This is a genomic window from Kordia antarctica (genome assembly GCF_009901525.1).
GTDB classification, from domain to species: domain Bacteria; phylum Bacteroidota; class Bacteroidia; order Flavobacteriales; family Flavobacteriaceae; genus Kordia; species Kordia antarctica.
Genome location: NZ_CP019288.1, coordinates 4,698,060 through 4,721,519, shown reverse-complemented (window position 1 = coordinate 4,721,519; position 23,460 = coordinate 4,698,060). Strand labels below are relative to the sequence as shown.

Sequence of the window (23,460 nt, the reverse complement as noted above, 5' to 3'; positions counted from 1 at the left end):
GATATGAATAAGGAACTAATAGAAATACTAAATAACACAAAAGAATGGTTAAAGTTTGCAGAAGCTAAGAACGCTATGCTAATAGCTTTTAATGCTGCTTCTATTTATGGAGTTGCCAAGCTTCCCTTTTTGAATAGAACAGAATTCAGTTTTTTTGATGGTTATTTTTCATTTGTTATAATTCTATTAATTATATCTACAGTTACCTGTTTAATTTCATTTGTTCCTCGTCTTAATTTTATACATATAAGTATTACGAATATTAATCAAGAAAGTAATATTTTTTTCTTTGAACATCTACGGAAAAGCACTCCAAAGCAGATTCTAAAATCATTAAAAGAAAAAGGTGTGAAAGAAGAATTTTCAAAAATTGATGAGGATATAGCTAGCCAAATACATTCTCTTTCAAAAGTGACAAGCAATAAATACAGTTTGTTTACAATTGCTGTATGGATAACTGTAACTGCTTATGTAACCGTTCCTTTAGCTGGCATTTTCTGGTTATATAATTATTTTAAATAGACATTATGAGCACACCATCATTTTTAGAAGACCATATATCGCAAATTCCCGCAATTCAATTGCTCATAAGGTTAGGATATAATTACATATCTCCAGAGGAAGCTTTAGCATTAAGAGGAGACAAAAAGTCTCATGTATTATTAGAATCGATAGTAAGAAAGCAACTTAAATCTATTAACACTATTAGTAGAAAAGGTAAGGAATATGAGTTTTCAGACTCTAACATTAATGCAGCAATTATTACATTAAAGGATTTACCTACAAATGAAGGCTTTTTAAATGCAAACGCAGCTTTATATGACCTTATTACTTTAGGGAAAGCTATGGAACAAAGTATTGATGGCGATAAAAAGAGCCATACGCTTCAATATATTGACTGGGAAACACCAGAAAACAATGTTTTTCACGTTAGTGAAGAGTTTAGTGTGCTACGCACAGGACGTGCAGATACCTATAGACCTGACGTTGTACTTTTTATAAATGGTATACCAACGGTCATCATAGAGTGTAAAAGTCCATCCTTAGGTGGTATAAAATCCCCAACTGAACTTGCAATAGAACAAAACATTAGAAACTTCAGCAAAACAGGTATACGCTCATTATATGTTTATTCGCAATTATTAATGAGCATCGCTACAAATGATGGAAGCTATGCAACTACAGGTACAAGCAAAGAGTTTTGGGCTAAATGGAAAGAGCAATTCCCTACTAAAAAAGATGAGGATGAATATTATAGCACGCTAGCTACTTTAAAAAACACACCGCTTTCTGAAGCGCAAAAGGACAAATTGTTTGCAGAGAGAAACTACGGTTTCAACTATGCAAGACGTTATTTTGATGGTATAGAAAAAGAAGATAGAGTACTTACCAAGCAGGACGAATTATTATATAGTCTATGTAGACCAGAACGTATACTTGATATAATTAGAAATTTTACACTTTATGATGAAGGAATAAAAAAAGTAGCGAGATACCAACAGTTTTTTGCTGTGAATGATACGTTAAACCGTGTCTCACATTTTGATAATACTGGTAAAAGACAAGGTGGCGTTATATGGCATACACAAGGAAGTGGAAAATCTTTAACAATGGTGATGCTTGCGCAAATGTTAGCATCAAGTGATAGCATAAAAAACCCAAAAATCTTATTAGTTACAGATAGGATTGATTTGGATGACCAGATATCAGATACTTTTAAAAAATGCCAGAAAGAAGTTGTGCAAGCAAAGACTGGAGCTCATCTTTCTGACCTTTTAGTCGATAAAAGTGATGCTATTATTACTACGATAATCAACAAATTTGAAGCAGCTGTAAAACAGTGTAAAACTCCTTTTTTGTCTCCTGATATATTTGTGATGATTGATGAAGGACATAGAACACAATATGGTACTTTTAATGTTAGTATGAGACGAGTGTTTCCTAATGCATGTTTTCTTGCGTTTACAGGGACTCCATTAATGAAAAAAGAAAAGAGTACCGCAAATAAGTTTGGAGGCTATATAGGCATCCCATACACAGTAAAAAACGCAGTTGATGATGGGGCTGTAGTTCCTTTACTTTATGAAGGAAGACATAATTTAATTACAGTTGACGAAAAACCTATAAATCGTTTCTTTGATAAAGTTTCAGAGCCATTATCCGATTATGGGAGAGCAAATTTAAAAAGGAAATTTAATACGATTAATGAGTTAAATAAAGCTGAAAAAGTGGTGTATGAAAGAGCTTGGGACATTTCAGAACACTACAGAGATTTTTTTCAAACATATCAAGACAAATACAAGCCAAAAGCGCAATTAGTTGCACCGACAATTAAGACTGCACTTCTCTATAAACAGTTTCTTGATGAAGTGGGAATAGTTACTTCTGAGGTAGTTGTAACCCAATCTGACCCAAGAGAAGGAACCGAAGATGGGTTTTATAATGTAAATGAAGAAAAAGAAAGAGAGGACGTTTATTTTCAAGCGATGATTGATAAGTATGGGGATTTAAAACGTTTTGAAAAAAGCATTATTACTCAATTTAAAAAGCGGGAACATCCAGAAATACTTATTGTTGTCGCTAAACTATTAACAGGTTTTGATGCTCCAAATAACACCGTATTATATTTGTGTAGGTCTCTAAAAGAACACACATTACTGCAAGCAGTCGCTAGAGTAAACAGAGTTTATCCTAGTAAGGATTATGGATATATCATTGACTACTATGGTAACCTTGAAAATCTAGATGATGCATTAAGCACATATTCAGGTCTTGCAGATTTTAATGAAGAAGATATAGAATCATCACTTATAAAAATAAATGATGAAGTTAAAAAACTTCCTCAAGCTCACTCTGAACTTTGGGATATTTTCAAAACACTTAAAGATAAAAATCTAGAGCCTACGGCTTATGAAGAGTTATTATCTCCAGAAGATGTTAGGAATAAATTTTACGAAAAACTGAGTCATTTTGCTCGTCTATTAAAGATGGCACTATCATCTCTTGAGTTTATTACCAAAACTGAGGAGAAAAAAGTAAACATGTATAAAAGAGACGCTAAATTCTTTTTAAAACTCCGTGTAGATGTTAAAAGAAGGTATAATGATGACTTGTCTTATCAAGAGTTTGAACCGCAAATCCAAAAACTAATCAATAAGCATATCTCAACCGAAGGAGAGATAATGAAAGTTACAGAATTAGTAAACATTTTTGATAAGGAAGAGCGTGAAGCTGAAATAGAAAAAATAACAGGTAAAGCAGCACAAGCTGACCATATAGCTAGTAGAACCATTAAGGCTATAAACGTTAAAATGCAAGAAGACCCAGTATACTACAAAAAGCTTGCTGATCTAATCAAAGAAACGATTGAATTATATTATCTGAAGCGTATTACAGAAGCTGAATTTCTTAAAAGAGCCAAAGCTCACGAAGATAGTTTCCTTAATGGTAGATCAAATGATGCTCCACCTGAATTAGCAAATAATGATGCTGCGCTCGCTTTTTACAATTTCAGTAAATCCGTATATGATAATTCAGAATTATTAAAAACTACGTTTCACATCGAAACCAGTTTAGCAATAGACAAGACTGTAATGGATAACATTTATTTAAATGGGAATAAAATTATTGAGTGGCATAGGAATGAAGATATCACTGGTAAAATCAACATTGAATTAGGTGATGCTCTTTATGAGCTTTTAAAAAAATTCAATATTGATACTAATTGGGATAAAATTGATAACCTCATAGAAGAGTGTATGAAAGTAGCTATTCTTAAATACAAGTAATCAATATGAAAGACCAAATTAAATATGGAAATACGCTTATTAATTACCAACTTGAATTTGTAAAGCGTAAATCTCTAGCTATAAAAGTACATCCTGACAAGAGCGTAAATGTCATTGCTCCTAAAGGAAGTAATATTGAAAAAATTAGAGAAAAGGTTAGAAAAAAAGCATCTTGGATAGTAAGACAACAAGATTTTTTCTTGTCTTTTCATCCATTAACTCCTGCTAGAAAATTTATTAGTGGAGAAACTCATCTCTACCTTGGAAAACAATACAGGCTAAAATTACATGCAGATTCTAATTCTTCAGTCAAGCTGGCTGGTGGATTTATTAACGTTTGTATTGATAACATTGAAGATAAATCAAGAATTGAAAAATTATTAAACAATTGGTACAAAGAGAAAGCAAATCATCATTTCCAACAATTGTTTCAAGAAAATCTTGCTTTTGCAAAAAGCTTACACAAGAAAGAACCTCAATTAACCTATAGATGGATGAAAAAAAGATGGGGTTCTTGCAACAAGGATGGAAAAATCATTCTTAATTTGGAATTAATTAAAGCTCCAAAAAAATGTATTGAATACGTTATCATACACGAGATATGTCATTTAAAATACTTAAATCATAGCAGCTCTTTCTATAACTTACTCAATAAAGAATATCCAGACTGGAAAACTACAAAAGATAGGCTCGAACGTATTTTGGTTTAAAATCATCCATATTTAATAAAGCTAATTGACTGGAAGATTTACTACTAACTAAAACGCCAACTTAATAGGGCAATCTATAACAGTTTGCAACAAAACAAAAATTGTAGGATTAGAAACAAGAAATTGACTCTCAGCAACTAAGCGCACTTCAAAGAATTGTATCAAATGAATATATTCAAAGTCGTGTTAACATAATAAATGTAAATCAATTGTTTTTAATTATATGTTAGTGAAAAATATGTCATTTTCTTTGTTAAAAATTACAAATACTTGTCTTTACTTATGATAATACACTTGTAATTTATACGTGCATCATTAAGTGAAATTTGATTATTTATTATTATGACAACAATAAATTAGGTTTAAAAAAGCCATGCGTATAACAGGCTGTGTACCGTATGAAATAGCTTTTTTTTAAAGTAGTCATAAAAAAAAAGTGATCTTATTTATTGTTTCTTTTTGATATAGAAAAAAGATTATCGTTATAAATTGTCTCTTTCACGAAATAGCAGAACTAGAATTAATTTACTTGTATCTGTATTTGATCTATTTCATTGTCTTTTCTTCCGCCAATGTGCCACTTAATATATTTGTAATCTCCCTCGCCTATGCGATTTGCTAATTTTTCTTTTTCTATAACCTTATCAATTTCTTTCCAATATTTTTTAGGAGCATGACCAAAAATTAAAAAAGGAGCAGCATAGTTTTCACATTTTAATTTTTCCGTGTCTGGAAAACCATATTTTTTTACAATTTCCAATAGTTTTTCAGTTGTTTTGTAATCAAGTTCTTTTTGTAGAACCATCAAAGAATCTTCTTCAACTTTAGATATTTTCGGTTTAGTGTCAGCAATTTTTCTTGCAATTTTCCCAAACGCTAATTGTTCTTTTTCAGACAGTTTTGCATATTCAGAACGGCTCAAATTATTTACATCCATCAAAGAATCAAGCACCATAAAAAATGGATCTTCCAATTCTTGCATACCTCTATAAAATTGATCTTGTAAGTGTAAGTTTGATAAAACACCACATAATTCAGAATTATTGAGTTTTTCCCCTGTTTTACAAGAAGCTAAAACTAATATTAATAGTATAATTTTTTTCATAGTTTTAATTTTAAAGGGAATTTAATAAAAAATTCCCTTTTTTAAGTTTACGCAACAAGCATCGGTTGTCCCATTGTTCCAACTTTTCCGTTGTCGAAATATATGGTATCTCCATTATCAAGTTTTCCGTTATCATTATCATCAAAATAAGTGTCCTTTCCTGTACCACTTGATGATGTCCAAGTGGTTGTGCATCCACTTCCAAGTACGTTGTGTGCTTCTTTTAACGTTAGTTTTTTTGAATTTAATTTTTGCATGGTAATAAATATTAGTTTGACTTACTCTTTTAAGGCTTTTCAGTATCCGCCTGTAATTTATAATATGTGATAGCTTCTTTTTTTAATGGATTTGTACTCCAATCTTCCCAATCATTCGTATATGGACTATAACCGCACTTTAACGGTTTAGAAAATTCATCTGTTGGATTTTCTTTGTATGCTCTACAATCTGTACAGATATGGCGAAATTCACAGTCTTTACATACTGAAATTTGATCTTTTGTAATGCTCCAAACATTCGTGAACTTTTTATCATTTACAACATCTTTTAATTTAGTATCATGGACTGAACCAAATCCATTCTGCATAGATGGGCAATTTTTGATATTTCCATTTTTATCAATTGATAATTTCTTATTTAAACAGGAATTGTGATTTATACTTTCCGTAAAAGCTTTCATGTTTGCAGCAAAAAATGTTTGACTAATTTTCCCACAGCATAGTTCACTTTCATAATGCTGTTTTGTGTACATTATATGCGCTTTACTGTTAGTGCTTGGTGCTATGTTTTGATGAGATGGACAATTAAATACTCTTATAAAATCTAAACGTAAAAAATTATGTGTTATGGAAGTGATCCACTTTTCAACGCCTTTGAAAAAAGGTAACAGTAATTCTACTGATTGTATTGATGATTCGTTTTCTTTAAGGAAAGCAAGTATGTTTTCTAATATATCAATTCTAGCTACATTAAAATTTCTTATTTCTAAATGTCTGCAATGCAAATCATCAAGTTGTTTTAAAACTTTTAGTACATCATAACTAGAATTTTTATCAATATCGATAATGCTATTATTGATGATCGCAGGATCAGACCACTTTAAAGATAATGGTGGAAAAATAGCTATCTGTTTTGTAAAGAATATAAACTCATTATCAAACAGAAATTGAAAATACTCGTCAATGATTTCATCAAACTCATTGTTATACTCTTTTTTGATTTCATTGATCGTTTTACCTTCTTGATCTGTTAATATATCATACAAATCATTTGGTATTGTCCGAACATCATTTCGTTGCAAATCGCAAATAGTGCTTCTATTGTGACCTTTAACAATAACGCAGTTTGCAAATAATTTAAAAGGTGTATCAAGTTTCATCAAATGAGAATATTTTTGATATTGGTTTATAAAATTTTTCGGTTTGAATTTTATCAGATACTATTTTCTTGATCGTGATAAACTGTTCTTTTTTTGATTGTTTTATTTGTGATTTTTCTGTGATCGTAGCCTTATGTAAGGTTAAAGGCAATTGTTCTTTTTTTAAGAGTTTCATATTTCCATAAATTCTTTTGCAATTGCTTCTTCTATATAATAATTACAATTCTTTGATAGCCAATCAAATTGACCCATTGGATTCACTTCTAAAAAAACATAACGCCCATCAATTGAGTATATCATATCTATTGAACCTGTATTTAGTTTTACTTTTCGGGTAAAATCTAATAATTGTTTTTTTAGATCGTTGGGTAAATTTATTGGAACACACCTGTTAGGAACTTCATCATTGTAATTTCTATAATCAACTTTTGTTTGTTCATCTTGTTGAGAAAAAATCCCCATTGAAAAAAACGTATCTTCAATAAAAAATATTCGTATCTCAAATTCTTTTTCAATATATCTTTGCGCATAAATAGGCGCAAAATGGTCTTCTAATTCAGCAATTAATTCATGCGTTACTTTGAAAGTTCCTGTTGAATTAATACTTATATCATCCGTTTTGATATTGATAGCATAGCGTAAATCTTTAGATATAATTTGATCGTACTTAGTATGAAAATCAAATAAGTCTTTCTTGCTTGTTGTTACTATTGAATCGGGAATGTTTAAATTACATTCTTTAGCGGCTATTAAGTGATCTAACTTATAATTTTCTATTTCGCTTATATATGAACCAATATATTTTTTAGTCGCCTTTAGATTCGTTTCTATCGACTTAACAAGACTATCTTCTTCTTTTTTGAGATATGAAGTTACTTTACCTAAATCGTTTAATGAATTGGGTAAATTTCTTAATCTTCCTCGTCTATGCCAAACTCCTGTAATAGCTTCTAAGTTTACGTCATTTATGGTTAAACTTATTGATTGATTACTTACAGAAAAGTGATTCAGCATACAAAATTCTTCTGTATGTAATCTCAAAAAATCTACATCATAATAATTCAACCATTGAATTACGATATTCGTTGAAACATCATATTTACTGCTTATTAAGAGAATCATTTTCTTTATTAGGAATATAATTGATAGTTGGTTCTGGTCGTCCTGTTATATGCCAAGTAATAATACCATGTGATGATTTATCTAGGTTTCCTTTTTTCTTTTCTTCATCAATTAGCAGTCTTATTTCTTCCCAATATTTTTCTGATGAATGCATAAATATTGCGTAAGTTGCAAATGATTCTATATTAGAATTACTAGAGTCTACATAACCATGCTCCTTAACAATTTGAATAAATCGTCTAGTATTATAGTCGTCAATATCATTTTGAAGTTTCCACAATACTTTTTTTTCTTCTTTGGTTAGCAAATATTCTTTATCTGTTAATATATAACCTCGAAGTAACTGATCTCTTTCACAAATAAGGTGTATTTCTTCAACTAAAACAGGGTCAAGTATTTTTTGCTTTTTTGCTTCTTGACAGTGAACATTAAGAGATAAAAAAAACAGTATATAAATAATTTTTTTCATAGAGAAATTTTAAATCTGCTCATGAATAAAAAACGTTCACAAGCAGATGATGTGACTTTATATTCTGTCAATGGAGGGTGTTGTATGATAAAAATGTACTGACTCTCCCGAACTCCATTTGCCATCTCCATTCGAATCTACGTGTATATCACTTTCATAGTCCATACCGCTTATACTACCCGAACCCGTAGCAAGAATTCCATCCCATCCACCATAAACATTGGCAGTATCAATTTTTAGAGTTACTAGTTTTTTTATATTTTTTAATTTCATAGTGTTTTAAGTTAAAGTTTTAAATATTCAGTTTATATATATCATCTCTTTGTAGATAGTTAACTCATGGTTACTACAAATTCATCGCCACTACTCCAAATACCGTCTTCGTCATTATCTAAATGAGTATCTGTATACAAGGGTTTCTCGGGGTCGCCCACATGCGTCTTATAGACTTTAGTTCCTCCGTAAACATTAGAAAGTTCAACCTTTCCGATTTGTTTAAAATTGTTTGTTTTCATAATCTGTAAAAATTAAATGAATGCTTACTCTATTATATAGGATTTTCAGCTACTTCCTTGTTTAAAAAATTTAGTTGCAACACAATTTTAGAGACAAAGGGAAATCTTTACACAGTACTTAACTACAAATAAACTAAAAAATTGCACACAAAGTAAGGGGAATATTCCCCTAAATTTAGGTAATTAATTAGATTAATCTATTTTATCATGATAGTTTGTTTTGAATTATTAAACTTAACTTTATCAAAAAGGCATCCTAAAAAGTGATCTATGATATGCCTAATATTTGATTTCTTGTTTCAACCTTTTTTTTAGTTTTTTCTTGGGTTAGGATACACAACTCCATAATTGCTTCTTCAATTGCTTCATTTTGGTTAAGACCAGTAAATACATTCCGAATCATTGATGAGCCATAGGCTTTTCCTTTCCTGTTAGTTATTTTTTTCTCTTTTAAAATCTTTAGTACACCTGCTGTATAGTGATATCCTAAGATTTTTTTGAGTTCTTTACGCTGTTCTTTGTGTATCATACCTATTTGTAGTTTATATTTGTTTGGTAAGCAAGACGATGATAGTGATGCTTTTACCATCAATCGCCTTGCCTTAAACAACAAGATTAGAATATAACCTTGCGTAAATAACACGTTTTGAATGTAGCACTCATATTCGAAAAAGTGCTAATGAAAAAAAAAGTTAACTTAAAAAATGAATCCATTGTCAACGTGCTATTTGTTTTAAATTAGTTATAAGTATGCAATCCAGCTTTAGAGAAATAGGGGTTCTCTATACGGTACTTAACCAATAAAACTTACTATTATGAAAAAACCATTCATGGTAGCAAAGACTAAACAAAACGTTTTTATTACATTTGTTTTAAGACTTAAACAAATAAAAGACAAATTTCCTTAAAAACAAAATATAACGACAAATTTCCTGTTAATTTATGAATGAAAGATTTGATATAGCCTTAAAAGAAGGAAACTTGACTACGAAAATCGTTGCCGAATCTATTGGATTAAAGGCAAATACACTTCGAAAAGCTGTCAGCAGGGAAAGTATTAACGATGGATATTTGATATTGATACAACAAAACTGTGGCATCTCAAGAAAATGGTTGAAAGATGGTATTAAACCTGTTTTGATTGACAAAGTAGAGACATTAAAATCGTTTTTTGACAATGATTTACTTAAAGCTTTGGAAAGTGTAGATAAAGACAAAATAGTGGCGTACCTACTGCTAAGAGAAGAAGATTTTTTAAAATTATCTTCGTTTAATTCGTTTGTGGATAAACTAAAAACCTCAGAACGTATAAGTCATATTATTAATAAGAAATAAACTATTTTTTCACATAGCTTTTAGCAACTTGATTGTAAAATGATTCTTCTAAATAAGACAAATTTCCTCCACTAATTTTTTTCTTGTGTAAACTTTCAAATTCATCTAACAATTTAATTTCATCATCTAAAAGAAAATTTACAACATCAGTTAATGTAATTGTAAGGTTATGAGTAACAGAATCATCAACTATAAAACCTAATCTTTTTAGGCGTTCTAATATCTCTTTATTATTATTTTCCATCAGCTACTTTTTCTAGGGTTGAAAAAATCTTTTTATCCATAACTTCTGAGTCTTTAGAAATTATTTCCTTGTTTTCTTTTGTCATAGCTTTTGCCGACATTTTAAAGTAATGGTCTACCCTAATTTCTCCTATAAGCTGAATAAGGTTAACAATTGAAGTCTTATAACTTTTTAAAGTATGCTCTTTTCTGTTAGTTAAAAATTTGATGAAATAAAAAATTGACAAACCAAGAAGTAAACAAATACCAAACATTACACTAGCATACATTGGTGTTGGTAAGTCAGCATTTTTTACAAATACGGAATGTGCAACCCAAAATAGCGAAACCGCCATCCAAGCAGACGCTTCTAATGCAAGCGATTTTTTTAGATATTTATTCTTATGATCGATAACAATACGATATGAATATCGCATTGCTAAAAAGAAGAACGAAAAAGATAAACCGAAGATAAATAACCAATAATGAAAGCTTTTTCTTCCGTTGAATTTAAAATTATTAATGATTATTCTTTTTTCTTTGTTACACTTTTTTATCTTATCAATATATATATCAGACTTGTTATGAAAGATCTTTATAAATTCTTCTTTGTTTATGATGCCATTACTTAATTGAAGTAATAGTAAGTTTTGTACACTATCACGTTCTTTTGTAATAGATTTATATTCTAAATAATTTTCTCTAGTACCATCTGGTTTACTACTAAAATACACATGGGTTAAAGACATGATAATTATTGAGAATAATATCATGCCTTTAAATATTTGAACTAAATTAGTCGTCATAGTCTCTATTGTCTTCTTCATCTACTGATCCATCATCAATGGGATCAACGGTTGTAATTTCTGTTTCATCCTCGTTAGTTAAAGTTTCGGGCGTACAACTTGTGTACATTACTGAAAATAAAAATGTAAATACTGCTGTTAGAAATACTTTTTTCATAATACTTTAAGTTTAAATTAGTGACTTTTTAAAAAAGTAAATTACTAATAAAACAGAAAGTATAACAGCAAGTAGCTACTATATTTTATATATGAATTATGTTTTTCCTTATTTTCTAAAATTAAGGAAAATTGTCTCACAAAGATAAAATTATGAAAGTTAAGTCATTACGGAATAACCGTAAAATAAGTACAGTTTTGCAATAGTGAAGTTTATTATATACAAAGAAAAAATGTTTTAAACTTACGGTTTCCCGTAACATATAAATGAGTTTATATAGTTGTAATAAACTCATTTGTAAAGATATTTGAGTGAGTCGTGTATTACTAAGAATACTTTACAGAAAAACGCTTATTGGTTCAGTATGATATAAAATAATAAAAACATTTACAATTACAGAATAATCCAATTTTTTAATATACCGTACTAGCTAAATTCTGAAAGCTTCAATTGTAATGACTGGAGTTTTTTATTGTTACAAAGAATTGTAATAGGTTGATTAAATTTTTATTTTCTTTTTCAGCTTATCGTTTAGCAGTGAGTTGTATTTTTCGCTTAATCATTTAGTGATGAGTGTATTTTAAGAAAGTGGTTTGCATACTTTTTATAAACAGATCAATCAATTTTTTTCGTTTTCATTTTCAACTTATCGTTAAGTGATGAGTTGTATTTTTCAGTTAATCACTAAGTAATAAGTACATTTTTGGAAAGAAGTTCGCGTACTTTTTACAAAGAGATCAATAATTTTTTCTTTTTCAGCTTATCAGTTAGCAATGAGTTAGATTTCACAGATAATCACTCAGTAATGAGCAAGTCAAAAATACAAATCAGAAAATATATGTTAAAAGATAAATAATTCTTAAAATATTCGTCATTTGCATCTATCAAAACCTAGATTTTACTTTCATTTTATAAAAACCCCCCGTGTTTTTTAAATTTCCTACAATTTCCTCTTACAATCCGTGGTATCGTACCAAAAGCTTACAAATGATATTCCAATTTCGCTTCGTAGCTTAGTGTTTTAAACACTAAGGAGAAAAAAGCATAGATTTTGTATTGATATAAATTACAGAAAAAATGGAATTTGGAATGTGTTTTTTGTCGTTAAAAACAATTTCATTTTTATCAATAAAAATGTAAAGAATTCAATGTTTACCTGTCATTTTGGCTATTTTTTTAATGCCAAATTAAAAAATAGAACTAAACTTATTGTACCAAGTTACAAAGGTGAACAAATGATTTTTCAATCGTGCTTTTTAGCTTAGTGTTTCAAACACTAATGGGTTAAAATATGAATGTACACGTAATACACAACACAGCTAAAAACGGAATCGAAATAGTATTCTCTAATCCTATTGAAAAACAATTGATTGCGTTCTTGCAAAAACTAGGATTTAAAAACTTCTTTAAAGATGAAACAAAGTGGTATGCCGATTATCATCTTGCCTATGTACGTTTTGCTAATGATCTTAAAAAAGCAATAGAAAGTGATACTGATTGGAGCGCTATTCCAATTGTCCCATCTTTTGAAGCATCCGAACTTTTTATTGAAAAATTAAAGTTTTGTATTGTAGAAATTCGCTTCAAAAAGAAAGAGTATTTTATAAAAGATGGGTATCTAGTTTTTGAAAACTATAAACGAATTGCTACAATCATTGCAGAACGTTTTGCTTTAAAGCATTTTGGGACTCGTTTTGACTCCATTACTATATACCCTCGTAACTATAAAACAAAAGCAAAAGATTTATTTGATCTGGGTGCAATTATAGGTTTAGATGCCAAAGGTCAGTTTTTGCCTGTCGAACTCCCGCATTCTTTATGGGAATATACTACGGATCATGAAGATGAGAGCATCAATGAAGATTCAACTGAAGTTATTACTGTTGACAAAACACATAAATTTAATAACACAGGTATTTTGGAAAATCAACCTGATTTTGACAAATTACTGATTTTAGAAGTCATCGACGAATTAGTATCTATTGAACAGACAACCAAAGTTACAGACACACGACTTATTCAAACGTTAATCACTGAAATTGAAGAAGCTTCAACCATTATGTTGAATGAACTTCGCCTTGATAAACTCAAACATATTATTCGTTTGTATAAAGAATGGTTTGAAGATTTCCCAAATTGTTTTAAAGCAAGTGTAGCAATTGCAATTCGTCCATTGATAGTGTTTACAAATGAAAGTTTTGAAATAAAGTCTTTTGCTACCAATCTTGTCTTTAGCAAGTATCAAGTGGATAATGTACTTGTTCCACTATATGTGCATGAATGTTTTCAAAAGGGTTCAATTCCATTGCAACACATACCAAAACTAAAAATTGAATTTCCGTATCTATTTAAGGTAACTATTGAAACGCTTCATAAGTTGTCTGAATTTGAACTTTTTGAACTATCACAGCTTAAAAATTATAGTGATTTGGGTATCAATATCAATTGTCGTGACCTCAACAGATATTGGCAGATTAATGGTTTTGATAATCTTGAAAAATTAGGGTATTCAACTGATTTACAGTACCCTTATGTAAGTTTAATTAAAGGATATGTTTCTGTGAAAACACTTGAACAAATTTTAGATGATAACAAACAATCGTATCGTTGGCTATATCTGATTCAGAACTTTAGACCAATTGCTGATCTTGCCAAAGGAATTGATATCATTGATAGAAAAATAAAGAAACTAGCTGAAAAATTAGCTGATTTCAAAAAAGGGAAAAGCTTACTGGATATTTCATATACCGAACTTGTCAAAAAACGTAAAAATACCCAAGAAAAAATAAATGCTTTGTTTGAATCAAAAAAATGTATTGAAATTTACATTGAAAATATGCTTTCTAAACAACTTGAACAAAGTGAATTTATTGATACTGACGTTGCAACTAACGAACCGAAAATTCCTAAATTTTACTTCGATAGCTTTGCTGCTGGAATGAGTCTCCTATACTATAAACATAAAAAGCCTACGCTTTCACAAATTGAAAGTTTAAGTACACTAAAGAAAGTTCCAAATAAGGAAGCACTAGGAGAAGCAATCGAATTAAGCGCCATCGATCATTTTAGAAGTGTTTATCGTCATGCGAATGAAAATTACGTTTGGATAGATGGCATGCGACATTTTTGGGAAAATTTACAATTCGACAGAAGCTTTACCAATGATAAAGAACGTTTCGAGCATTGTCAAATTCTGCCTTTACCTATTGCCATGATGATTGCTAGATATTTACAAATGAATGAAGCTACTTCTATTTTCGATCCAACCGCAGGTAGTGGTAATTTATTGGTCGGAGCAAATCAGCGTGTTACTCATGCAAACGAATTGTGTAAGTTAAAAAGAAAGTCTCTCAAATTTTCAAATTTCAATGAAATAACTAATTACGATCCTACTTCGCCATATCCTAAAGAAATGCACAAATCTTTTGATGTAGTGGTTTGCAATCCACCATTTATAAAATCAACGAAGACCAAAAATGAAAAATTAGATATTATTGAACAGCATTTGGACAATGCATATTTTATGGCAGATACTTTCCAAGTACAAAGGTTAATTTCTGCACTTGCACTATTAACGATGAAAGATGATGGAAAAGCTGTTCTTGTTGTAAATACACATATTGTATTTGATGAAAAAGGGAGAATAAAACATAAAAGAGAATTTTTAAATTGGCTTTACATGCATTACACTATTCGTGACATCATTAACCTAGATACTTCCATCATCACAAAAGATGAAAACAAGAAACAGAAGAAAATGTTGATTTTAATTGATGGTCGAAAAATAAAACCGTCATACAATACGCCAACAAAAGAAAACCAACCACACCTAGCCGATGTGATTGGTTCATTTTATGACCTCTGGGAACGTTTCAAGAGAAATCAACTGCCAAGTATAGATGTGTTTATTGAACAGCTTAAAATTGCTCTTGGACAAAAAAACTAATAAAGTCATTTGATACAAAGTATTTATTTTAAAGCATTTGATAATTCTATCATTTTTTTCACTTTTTCTTTATAAATCCTCCCTATTCGAATTTCTGTATTATCCTTTAATCTTAAACGCATACTATCGGAATAATGAATGAAATTAAAATTCACTACATAAGATTTGTGAGTTTGAATAAAATTGGGAGGTAAATCATTTAAAATACTTTTAAGAGTGCCAGAAACAAATTCTCTACTTTTTTCAGTAAAGAAATGTAAAAAATGACCATCTGCCTTGATATACATAAGTTCTGACAATGGTAATCTAACTCCATTAATTAGAACAATATGTTCCAATACTGTTATTTTCTTCAACCGCTCAATTTCTTGTAACGTTTGTTCAATTTCTTCTTTCAGCAATTCAAGTTCTTTATCTTTTTTTCGTTTTTGAGTTTCAATCACGATTATTTTATCTCTTGCTTGTTTCTCGATTTCTTCCTTTAGTAATTCTAGTTCTTCATCTTTTTTTCGCTTTTGAGTTTCAATCACAATTACCCTATTTCTTGCTTGTTTTTCGGTTTCTATTAGATCATTGAGTTTTAATCTTACTTGTTTTTCTTTTCTATCTGCTTTTTTCCATCTTAAAAAAGAATAAAGAGCAATCATAAAAACTATTATTAAAGCTGAGATATAATACCAACGGTATTTAATAATATTTTGTTTTAATTTTTCAAATTGGAACTCTTCACTTATTACATGCATTGCAATAGCATTTGCGTGTCTTTTAATATCTTCTTCATTTTCGATATATAAGTTTTTGAAGTAAAGTGCACTATCACTCTTTCCTTCCTCTACATATATTTCACTAAGCCAATTATAAATATCTGACTTATGAAGCTTTTCAGTTTTTTCAAAAATAGAATCTGATAGAATTGATAAAAGTTTCTTTTTAGAATCTTTAAAATTCTTTAGGTTTTTTAAGTCTACTGCAATATTTAGCTGAACAGTTTCACTCCTATATAGACTAAAATAATAAGGAGTTTTTAAATATTGCTCCAAAGCCAAAAGGTTAGTTTTATATGAGGTCTCAATATCTTTAAAGTAAAGATCGTAACACAAAGCTTCCAACTGCAAAGCTCGCCCCTTAAGATAATTATTTTGATCTGCTAAGCTTTTCAGTTTGATAAATTCTGATTTATCTATAGTAGATCTTTCTTTGCCTTCATCTATCGAAATTATTTTATAAGTAAGTTTAAAATAATGATACCAAAAGTCATAAACTGAATTATTTCTAGTTGAAAATCTATCTAAATATTTTTTAAAATTTTTTAAGTTAGGTTCATTTTTTGTAGAGTTTTTTGTGTAGTAATCTAATATTCTCCATAGAGCTTCTTTTTCATAAATCTCATCTAGTCCTTGCGCTAAATTCAGTGCTTCAAAGTATAAATTATGAGCCTTTAGTTTAAATTTAAATGTTTGATCCTGATCTAGTGAACCAGTTGTCTTAGAATTTCTCCTCAAATAGTCACCAAAGTACAAATTATATAAAATCTTCTCTTTGACATTATTTATTGTTTTTGGCTTGTTAAAAAAAAGAAGAGAATCTTGGTATCCTTCTATTAAATAAATAACTTCAATTTCTATCAACTTTTTACCAAAAGAACTATCCAAATTCTTTAATATATTCAAAGTCTTTTTAGGCTCAAAATTCCTAAGAGACATTAGTGCCTCTTCATAGTTTTGAGAATAGCTCTTTAAATAAAAAAAAGAAATAAAAAGAAATATGTATTTCATGCTTATAGAGTATTAAACTAATAATTTTCATCAATCCATATATTACGAGTACTACATTGTTTTCCTCCAGCAGCCATTGGATTAGATATATCTACTGGAATATCATTAACAAATATAGAAAAATGAAGCACTTGATTTTTTTGTAAAATGAGTTTTTCTACAGGCTCATATAATTGTGGCTCTAATACTGTTGTGTTAGCATTATCTGTTAGATGAACATCTAAACATAACATATTCCCAAAGTTTGTATGATATTTGTGATGTTCTTCAATATCTTCAGCTGAAGAAGAACTAACAAATCCATTACTCCTCTCCGCATTTATTCTAAATGGGTTTGCTCCTGGTACTACGTTAAATATTGGCACTACATGAAATTCCATTGATGCAATTTCGTAGCATGATTCATTATTAATTTCAATTTTAGAAACCTCTTTTATTCTCACTAATACACAATATCCATGTTCTTTTGAAATTTCATTATGGATTATTTGAAAGTTTTCGGAATCATTTAAAACTAAATTTAATAAAATATTTTTATTTAATTCTTTTGGGTTTCTTGGATAAGGGATAGTTGTACTCATAATTTTACTTTTTTGGTTATGTGAATATTTGTTTTGTTAAAAATTCTATTTTTGAAAAGATCAACTGCGGGTTGTTATAAATATTTTCTTTTTTTAGCTTCTCAGTTGTCGATTCTATAAGTGTATTGTAGCTTAATAAAATACCTTTTTCTAAATATTCTTTAATAGTTTTTATTAAAAAATAACTAAATGCGCTTTGATAGTCTCCGTCTATTTTTGGTTGATATGTTTTTTTATAAGCAGAAGATGCACATAATAATATTTCATTTTGATTCAAACTTATTTCTAAAGGATTATTCCTCATAAATAAATTGGAATGTAAGTCTATAATATTTTTTTGTATAGCACTAATATCTGCTGAAGCATAAAAGTCTTTTGAAACTATTATATTTGAGTTTTTATTAGAGCAAAATGATGGATGTGTTTTAATTAATGCATTTATTGATTTTTTTATATTTTGCTTTGCATTGCTTATGTTTTGAAACTCCTCACCAGTACTCTCTAGTTTATCTGCGAAAGGATTCTTTTTACTTATGATATTTGGGCTAGTATTTTCTGCTAAAACTAAATCTTGTTGCAGATTGTCTTTCTCTCTTTTAGTTGATTGTGTTTGAATGCATTTATTTATAATCTCAGCGGCTTTAACTTGTTCTATTTTATCATATTCTTCTTGAGATACATTAATAGGTCTAATATTACCTGAATAACAACAATCAAAAATGAAAATGAATAGACCTTTGTTATTATTTTTACTTAATACTACTCTAAATTCATCATCGGTTACTTCGTCATGTCCAAATAATAAAATTTTCTCATCATGATAATCATTACTATTAAATAATATCTCATCTCTTACAATAGAATATTTATCTTCTTGGAAATCTCCATGACCAACAAATACAAAAAGATGAATATCATTATCAGTTGCATCCAAAACCATTTTATTCAATGCAAATATCACATTATCTTTAGTTGCGTTGTTGTCGGTTAAAGGAAAGCTATTGTTGATAGTCATATGCTCAAAATTGAACTCATTTTCTAATAGATTTTTCCAGTAGTTTATCGCTTTTTTACTAGCAACTAAATCTCTGCCATTGTCTGTTTCATCATATGTATCGATAGCGACACCCAGCCATTTTTTTTTCATAAAATTCAATAGTTAATTTATAATATTTACAGTAGCTATTTAACCTAGTGAGGTGGACAGAGTTTCCCAACCCATATATCTGTATTTTTATTATATAGACTATTAAGATTATCTCCTTCCCAAATGCTATTATAATAATATTTAAGTAGATAATATGGCTGTCCCGTAGCTTTAGAGTCTCTTGCTATATATAAATAATGATAAGCTGCACCATCCCAATCTTGCTGTTGTAAAATAAATCCCCAACAAGCTTTTATTTTACCACTAGGTTTGGAAAAATTATAAAACTGTTTTTCAAGATTGAAAATTTTATTGTTGTACCATTTGAACTTATTTTTACTTTTATGGCGATCCCAATGCTCTAATACAGATTCAAAAACTCCTATTTGATTTTTATTAAACCTCATATCATCATATTTAATTCTTTCACGAAAATCTTTTCTAATTTTCTCCCAACGACTATCTGAACTAATGGAATTAAGATGCTCATCTACTTTGTTATAATATAAGTCAATTTCAGCAAATGTATTATTCGAAATATTATCCATTCTGGTATTAGCCAATTCAGTCATTAATAATTTTAGCTTTTCATTGTTTTGAGTTTGATGACTGAATAACTGTCTAAATTCTTTTTTACTGGTTTTTAAATCTTGACTTATTTTTTCCTCTGTTACATTAAAAGAACTTACAAGAATTTCTTCTGTTTTACTCGTAATAAATTTATCTATAGTGTTATGAGTGGAAAGATCCGAAATAGAACTATTGCCTTTTAAAACTTCGAATAAGGCTTCTTTACAAACTGTTTTAGAGGCAGCTGTTTTTTTCAAAGAACTCAGAGTCAATTTCTTGACTTCATCATCTGGAGCTACTTTTAGAAAATCTTGATATTTTTTACTCCCAATTATAGATTTCTTTTTGTCCTCAATATCAAAAATTGCAACGATATCATTCTGAGACAATAGTTCATCAATTACAATTTTAGTTATTTGGTCACGCATTTTTTTATGTCTTTCTATAAATTGGACTAGTTTTTTGTCATGTTTAGCAGCTGGATGTTTTTTCATTAAATCTTGAACTAATCTTCTAATACGTTCTTGTTGTGAAGGTGGTATTTTAGCCCTAGCCAAACCTTGTTCAAAAGCATCTATAAACGAATTACTCTTTCTAAGAATTTTATAGACTAAATCTTCTGAGAGATCCATTCTTCTTAGAACTCCTCTTATGCCACCTAATGCACCTGTCTCTGTATATTTACTTATAGTTAAAATTTGTTTCTGTATTGGCTTATCTAATTCAATTTGCGAGTACTTTTTTGGGTATCTAAACTTTAATTTCTTTTTTATTTCTACCTCAAATAAAGGTTGAAGGATCTCTTCATGACCTATAGCTCCAATTTCCTTTCTTATATCAGTACTTAATTTAGCTAAAAACTTTTCTCCATTACCTTTTCTTTCGAATGCCGCATACGCCATTTCAATTTTTCTAACGGTAGGGAATTTTTTCCATTCCTTTGTTAAGTGTTTTGGAGGTTGATACTCTGATTTCAGTATAAAATAATCAGCCCTATTCGGTGATATGTACTTAGACAATTCAGTACAAGGCTCACATAAGATATTTTGACTTAGTACATTCCCCGTATTTACAAGTAATAATCCTATAAAGAGTGTAAAAAGCAAGAGTTTTTTTTTAAGTATTGTTTTTGCATTCATAGTTTATTTTATTTAAACGTTTTCAATTTTTCAATTAACTCTCTTATTTCTTCCCTAACTTCCTCTTTCAAATTGTAATTTGGAATTGTTAGTAATAAAGCTGCTAACATTCTAGGTCCATTCAATCTAGCTATGTCAATGATATTTAACCAAGCATCAATAGGTGCAGCATGTTGTGACGGAATGATGAAAGCTGTATTTATAATATAATTATGATCTTCAGGATTGACTTTCAATCGTAACTTATTCGCTTTTTTAATATATAAATGCGCTCTAGTAGCAGGTATGGCTCTAGCATAGGCTTCTATGATAGAATCATCAATTAAATGCTGATCTACAAGTGGCCCCTTTGGAAACTGATGTAAAAAATGAGAAGTATAGTTACTACCCAAAACACCCTGTTCTTCCAACAGCGTTTGTAACTTTTTTTCAGAGTATAAATAGTTTTTAATATTTTCTTCTTCTGAAACTGTTGCTTTACATATAAAATAGTCAGGAGATAAATTTTCTATATATTTATAAATAGGACGCTGAACGTAGTTTGAATTTGCTTTTTTAATTCTTTTAGGAACTTCATTGGACGTATGATAAATAACATCTGTTAGTTTTACATATTCATCTGTGCTTACTTTCCCTTCTAAAGCTTCTAAAAACACTTCTGTAAACAAGCTATTCTTTGCATCTGAAACTATATATGATTGCTCGTTATCATCACATGAAGTAATAAAGACTCTACCTTCTCCCGAATTCAGATGATTTATTAGATTTATATTAGAACTAGTAATTTCGGTATTCTGATTCTTAGATACTACAGATTTTCCATTAACCAAAATACCAGCTGCATGGCAACAATCTAAAATCAATAATAACCGTTCCGCTTTAATTTGGTTAATTAATTTAGAAAACTCCTGCCCATCAATCATGGTATCAATCTTATTATTCATATTGTAACCGTGTGGCAAGAGGTAATATTTATTAGTATTTCGATCTTGACCTCCATGTCCCGAATAATAAATCAAAACTGTTGATTCAGGTTCATTTTTTGTTATTTCTACCAAGTCGTGTAGTGCATTTAGAATATTAGGTCTAGTAGCTTTTTCCTCAGTAAGTAAGCATACATTTTTTTCTTTATAAGCTGCTTTGTTAGGATCGGTTAAAACATTTGTAATAGCTGTAGCATCATCTACAGTGATACTAATATCATCTCCGCCAACTCCTATTAAAAGTGCGTGTGCATTATTTAAATTCATAAGTATATTTTTTAAATTTTTTATTTATTTTTTAAAGTATCGACCAACCTATCGCTGTATTTACAGTTGATTTAATTATATCCAAAGCTGCATTTATAGCTGCCTCTACTGCCAAAACCCCTAAACCTTCAATTGTTAAAAGCACAATTCGAACACTGCTTTTATGAATTTCTAAATAATATTTGGCTTGTTCTTCTGAAATCTTCCCCTCTGTTGTTAATTGATTGATCAATTGAAGATTTTCAGCTAAAGATTTAAATTCTTGTTTCGCAAATGGTTTTGCTTCTTCCCAATGGTTTTCTAGTACTGCTCTTGCAGCATCTAGCATTTGTTCCAGGATCTCTTGTATATTTATTTCTGCCATTTTCTTAAAGTTTAAATTAATTATTTTGATTTTCTCCTCTTTTTAAGGCAAGCTGTAATTTTATTATTGCTGTGAATGCTGAGTTAAAGCTGGCTTTTAAAGGTCTTATTTGTTCATAGTCATTAAAACCCAATTTGTGTAAAGATTCGAGATTCTTAAACATCTTCTGCAACTCTTTAACTTGTTGCTGTATAATTCTATTTTTGTCAATAGCTGCTGCTCTAACTTCTAGAGTATTTAAGTCTACTTTTATTTCATCAAACTGTTTAATAAAATTTTCATATTTAGCTTCTTCAGATTCAATAGCTCGTTCAATCTTTACAAAATAATTTGAAACCTTTTCTTGCAATTCAGTTACTGTTTTATCAGTAATATTATCATAATCACTTATCAATCTTACAGCACAGCTTTGAAGTAATAGAATACATATTATTAAGAATACTTGGTATTGATTTTTTGAGATATTTTTAATGTGTTTCATTGTTACTAATTTTAAGTTATTTAATAAATTTTTTGATATTAATCACTTTTATTATTTTGATTTTGAGGAGGAGTAGAAACTAATAAACCAGTTATAGCACCAATTGCAGCAGATGCAACCATTTTTAGCAGATCAGGAATCTCTCTAAAATGGTATTCGTTGTTAGTTATCTCATCAGGAGGCCATAGATTTATTATTACACCAGAAATAACACATATGATCAAGGTGATTCCTATAAACCTAATTACTATTTTAAAAACACCTATATTTTTCATAGGATTAGATGAGTACTCCTTCATAAACTTTTTAGGATTTTCATCATACTTTTGTTTAAGTTCTGGGATTTGCATTGCTTGGTTAAAATCAATACCTTTAATTTTCATAAGTATGTAGTTTTTGTTTAGGTTAAAACTACTGACACATCTACCTAATTATCAAACAAATAAGCCGCTAAAAACATGAAATACATAAAATATAGCATGAACGACAATAGCGAAATGAGTGAGTAGATATACAATTGAACAAATTGCAGTTGTGATGTCTTAAAAATTAAAGAAATGATATGTGAATTTGCTGTAAATTCTTTTTGAAATAATAAAT

General features: G+C 29.4%; 25 protein-coding genes. 5 read left to right on the top strand and 20 right to left on the bottom strand.

The features are described 5' to 3' along the window. Positions 1 to 3 precede the first annotated feature (3 nt). The 3 genes from IMCC3317_RS19845 to IMCC3317_RS19835 are packed head-to-tail and all read left to right on the top strand — an operon-like array spanning position 4 to position 4,498. Positions 4 to 522, top strand: a complete 519-nt coding sequence (locus tag IMCC3317_RS19845; protein WP_160131223.1) for a Pycsar system effector family protein — start codon at positions 4 to 6, stop codon at positions 520 to 522. 5 nt (positions 523 to 527) lie between these two features. Further along, complete coding sequence (locus IMCC3317_RS19840) at positions 528 to 3,788, top strand: type I restriction endonuclease subunit R (protein ID WP_160131222.1); 3,261 nt, start codon at positions 528 to 530, stop codon at positions 3,786 to 3,788. Positions 3,789 to 3,793: 5 nt separating this feature from the next. Continuing rightward, positions 3,794 to 4,498 carry a M48 family metallopeptidase gene (locus tag IMCC3317_RS19835; RefSeq protein ID WP_160131221.1) on the top strand — a complete coding sequence of 235 codons (705 nt, stop codon included), beginning with the start codon at positions 3,794 to 3,796 and terminating at the stop codon, positions 4,496 to 4,498. 520 nt (positions 4,499 to 5,018) lie between these two features. Here the strand turns inward: IMCC3317_RS19835 and IMCC3317_RS19830 are convergent. From IMCC3317_RS19830 to IMCC3317_RS19790, 9 genes are all read right to left on the bottom strand, one after another. Next, positions 5,019 to 5,603, bottom strand: coding sequence for a hypothetical protein (locus IMCC3317_RS19830; protein WP_160131220.1), 585 nt, complete (start codon positions 5,601 to 5,603; stop codon positions 5,019 to 5,021). Between the two features lie 47 nt (positions 5,604 to 5,650). Then, the gene (locus IMCC3317_RS19825; RefSeq protein WP_160131219.1) at positions 5,651 to 5,860 is read right to left on the bottom strand and encodes a hypothetical protein; all 210 of its coding nucleotides are present in this window, start codon (positions 5,858 to 5,860) and stop codon (positions 5,651 to 5,653) included. A 29-nt stretch (positions 5,861 to 5,889) separates the two neighbouring features. Then, the gene (gwsS, locus tag IMCC3317_RS19820) at positions 5,890 to 6,981 is read right to left on the bottom strand and encodes a grasp-with-spasm system SPASM domain peptide maturase (RefSeq protein WP_160131218.1); all 1,092 of its coding nucleotides are present in this window, start codon (positions 6,979 to 6,981) and stop codon (positions 5,890 to 5,892) included. Next, the gene (locus tag IMCC3317_RS19815) at positions 6,971 to 7,156 is read right to left on the bottom strand and encodes a hypothetical protein (protein ID WP_160131217.1); all 186 of its coding nucleotides are present in this window, start codon (positions 7,154 to 7,156) and stop codon (positions 6,971 to 6,973) included. The genes gwsS and IMCC3317_RS19815 overlap by 11 nt, the downstream gene beginning before the upstream one ends. Next, positions 7,153 to 8,103 carry an ATP-grasp domain-containing protein gene (locus IMCC3317_RS19810; protein WP_160131216.1) on the bottom strand — a complete coding sequence of 317 codons (951 nt, stop codon included), beginning with the start codon at positions 8,101 to 8,103 and terminating at the stop codon, positions 7,153 to 7,155. The genes IMCC3317_RS19815 and IMCC3317_RS19810 overlap by 4 nt, the downstream gene beginning before the upstream one ends. Continuing rightward, positions 8,081 to 8,572: a hypothetical protein gene (locus IMCC3317_RS19805; protein WP_160131215.1), complete on the bottom strand. Its 492-nt coding sequence runs from the start codon at positions 8,570 to 8,572 to the stop codon at positions 8,081 to 8,083. The genes IMCC3317_RS19810 and IMCC3317_RS19805 overlap by 23 nt, the downstream gene beginning before the upstream one ends. A gap of 57 nt (positions 8,573 to 8,629) precedes the next feature. Continuing rightward, a complete protein-coding gene (locus tag IMCC3317_RS19800; protein ID WP_160131214.1) occupies positions 8,630 to 8,845 on the bottom strand; it encodes a hypothetical protein in 216 nt (71 codons plus the stop codon). A 59-nt stretch (positions 8,846 to 8,904) separates the two neighbouring features. Beyond that, complete coding sequence (locus IMCC3317_RS19795) at positions 8,905 to 9,087, bottom strand: hypothetical protein (RefSeq protein ID WP_160131213.1); 183 nt, start codon at positions 9,085 to 9,087, stop codon at positions 8,905 to 8,907. A gap of 268 nt (positions 9,088 to 9,355) precedes the next feature. Further along, complete coding sequence (locus IMCC3317_RS19790; protein WP_160131212.1) at positions 9,356 to 9,616, bottom strand: hypothetical protein; 261 nt, start codon at positions 9,614 to 9,616, stop codon at positions 9,356 to 9,358. Positions 9,617 to 10,029: 413 nt separating this feature from the next. Here IMCC3317_RS19790 and IMCC3317_RS19785 point away from each other — a divergent pair, with 413 nt between their 5' ends. After that, positions 10,030 to 10,422 (top strand): hypothetical protein, encoded by a 393-nt coding sequence (locus tag IMCC3317_RS19785; protein ID WP_160131211.1) that lies wholly within the window; start codon positions 10,030 to 10,032, stop codon positions 10,420 to 10,422. A gap of 1 nt (position 10,423) precedes the next feature. Here IMCC3317_RS19785 and IMCC3317_RS19780 read toward each other — a convergent pair whose 3' ends face one another. The 3 genes from IMCC3317_RS19780 to IMCC3317_RS19770 are packed head-to-tail and all read right to left on the bottom strand — an operon-like array spanning position 10,424 to position 11,607. Beyond that, positions 10,424 to 10,666: a hypothetical protein gene (locus tag IMCC3317_RS19780; protein WP_160131210.1), complete on the bottom strand. Its 243-nt coding sequence runs from the start codon at positions 10,664 to 10,666 to the stop codon at positions 10,424 to 10,426. Further along, positions 10,656 to 11,450 carry a hypothetical protein gene (locus IMCC3317_RS19775; RefSeq protein WP_160131209.1) on the bottom strand — a complete coding sequence of 265 codons (795 nt, stop codon included), beginning with the start codon at positions 11,448 to 11,450 and terminating at the stop codon, positions 10,656 to 10,658. The genes IMCC3317_RS19780 and IMCC3317_RS19775 overlap by 11 nt, the downstream gene beginning before the upstream one ends. Then, entirely contained in the window at positions 11,440 to 11,607 is a 168-nt protein-coding gene (locus tag IMCC3317_RS19770) for a hypothetical protein (RefSeq protein WP_160131208.1), read from the bottom strand. Before IMCC3317_RS19770 ends, IMCC3317_RS19775 begins: the two co-directional genes overlap by 11 nt. A gap of 1,291 nt (positions 11,608 to 12,898) precedes the next feature. On the opposite strand from IMCC3317_RS19770, the gene IMCC3317_RS19765 reads away from it, so the two are divergent. Further along, complete coding sequence (locus tag IMCC3317_RS19765; protein WP_160131207.1) at positions 12,899 to 15,553, top strand: N-6 DNA methylase; 2,655 nt, start codon at positions 12,899 to 12,901, stop codon at positions 15,551 to 15,553. A 23-nt stretch (positions 15,554 to 15,576) separates the two neighbouring features. On the opposite strand, the gene IMCC3317_RS19760 is transcribed toward IMCC3317_RS19765, so the two are convergent. The 8 genes from IMCC3317_RS19760 to IMCC3317_RS19725 are packed head-to-tail and all read right to left on the bottom strand — an operon-like array spanning position 15,577 to position 23,243. Then, complete coding sequence (locus tag IMCC3317_RS19760; protein WP_160131206.1) at positions 15,577 to 17,328, bottom strand: LytTR family transcriptional regulator DNA-binding domain-containing protein; 1,752 nt, start codon at positions 17,326 to 17,328, stop codon at positions 15,577 to 15,579. A 17-nt stretch (positions 17,329 to 17,345) separates the two neighbouring features. Beyond that, the gene (locus IMCC3317_RS19755) at positions 17,346 to 17,909 is read right to left on the bottom strand and encodes a hypothetical protein (RefSeq protein WP_160131205.1); all 564 of its coding nucleotides are present in this window, start codon (positions 17,907 to 17,909) and stop codon (positions 17,346 to 17,348) included. A 16-nt stretch (positions 17,910 to 17,925) separates the two neighbouring features. Then, positions 17,926 to 19,056 carry a caspase family protein gene (locus IMCC3317_RS19750; RefSeq protein ID WP_160131204.1) on the bottom strand — a complete coding sequence of 377 codons (1,131 nt, stop codon included), beginning with the start codon at positions 19,054 to 19,056 and terminating at the stop codon, positions 17,926 to 17,928. A gap of 44 nt (positions 19,057 to 19,100) precedes the next feature. Further along, positions 19,101 to 20,765, bottom strand: a complete 1,665-nt coding sequence (locus IMCC3317_RS19745) for a hypothetical protein (protein ID WP_160131203.1) — start codon at positions 20,763 to 20,765, stop codon at positions 19,101 to 19,103. Positions 20,766 to 20,773: 8 nt separating this feature from the next. Further along, a complete protein-coding gene (locus IMCC3317_RS19740) occupies positions 20,774 to 22,015 on the bottom strand; it encodes a caspase family protein (protein WP_160131202.1) in 1,242 nt (413 codons plus the stop codon). A 31-nt stretch (positions 22,016 to 22,046) separates the two neighbouring features. Beyond that, a complete protein-coding gene (locus tag IMCC3317_RS19735; protein ID WP_160131201.1) occupies positions 22,047 to 22,379 on the bottom strand; it encodes a hypothetical protein in 333 nt (110 codons plus the stop codon). Positions 22,380 to 22,395: 16 nt separating this feature from the next. Continuing rightward, positions 22,396 to 22,860 carry a hypothetical protein gene (locus tag IMCC3317_RS19730; protein WP_160131200.1) on the bottom strand — a complete coding sequence of 155 codons (465 nt, stop codon included), beginning with the start codon at positions 22,858 to 22,860 and terminating at the stop codon, positions 22,396 to 22,398. Positions 22,861 to 22,898: 38 nt separating this feature from the next. Further along, on the bottom strand, positions 22,899 to 23,243 hold the full coding sequence (locus IMCC3317_RS19725) for a hypothetical protein (protein WP_160131199.1): 345 nt from the start codon (positions 23,241 to 23,243) through the stop codon (positions 22,899 to 22,901). Positions 23,244 to 23,460 lie beyond the last annotated feature (217 nt).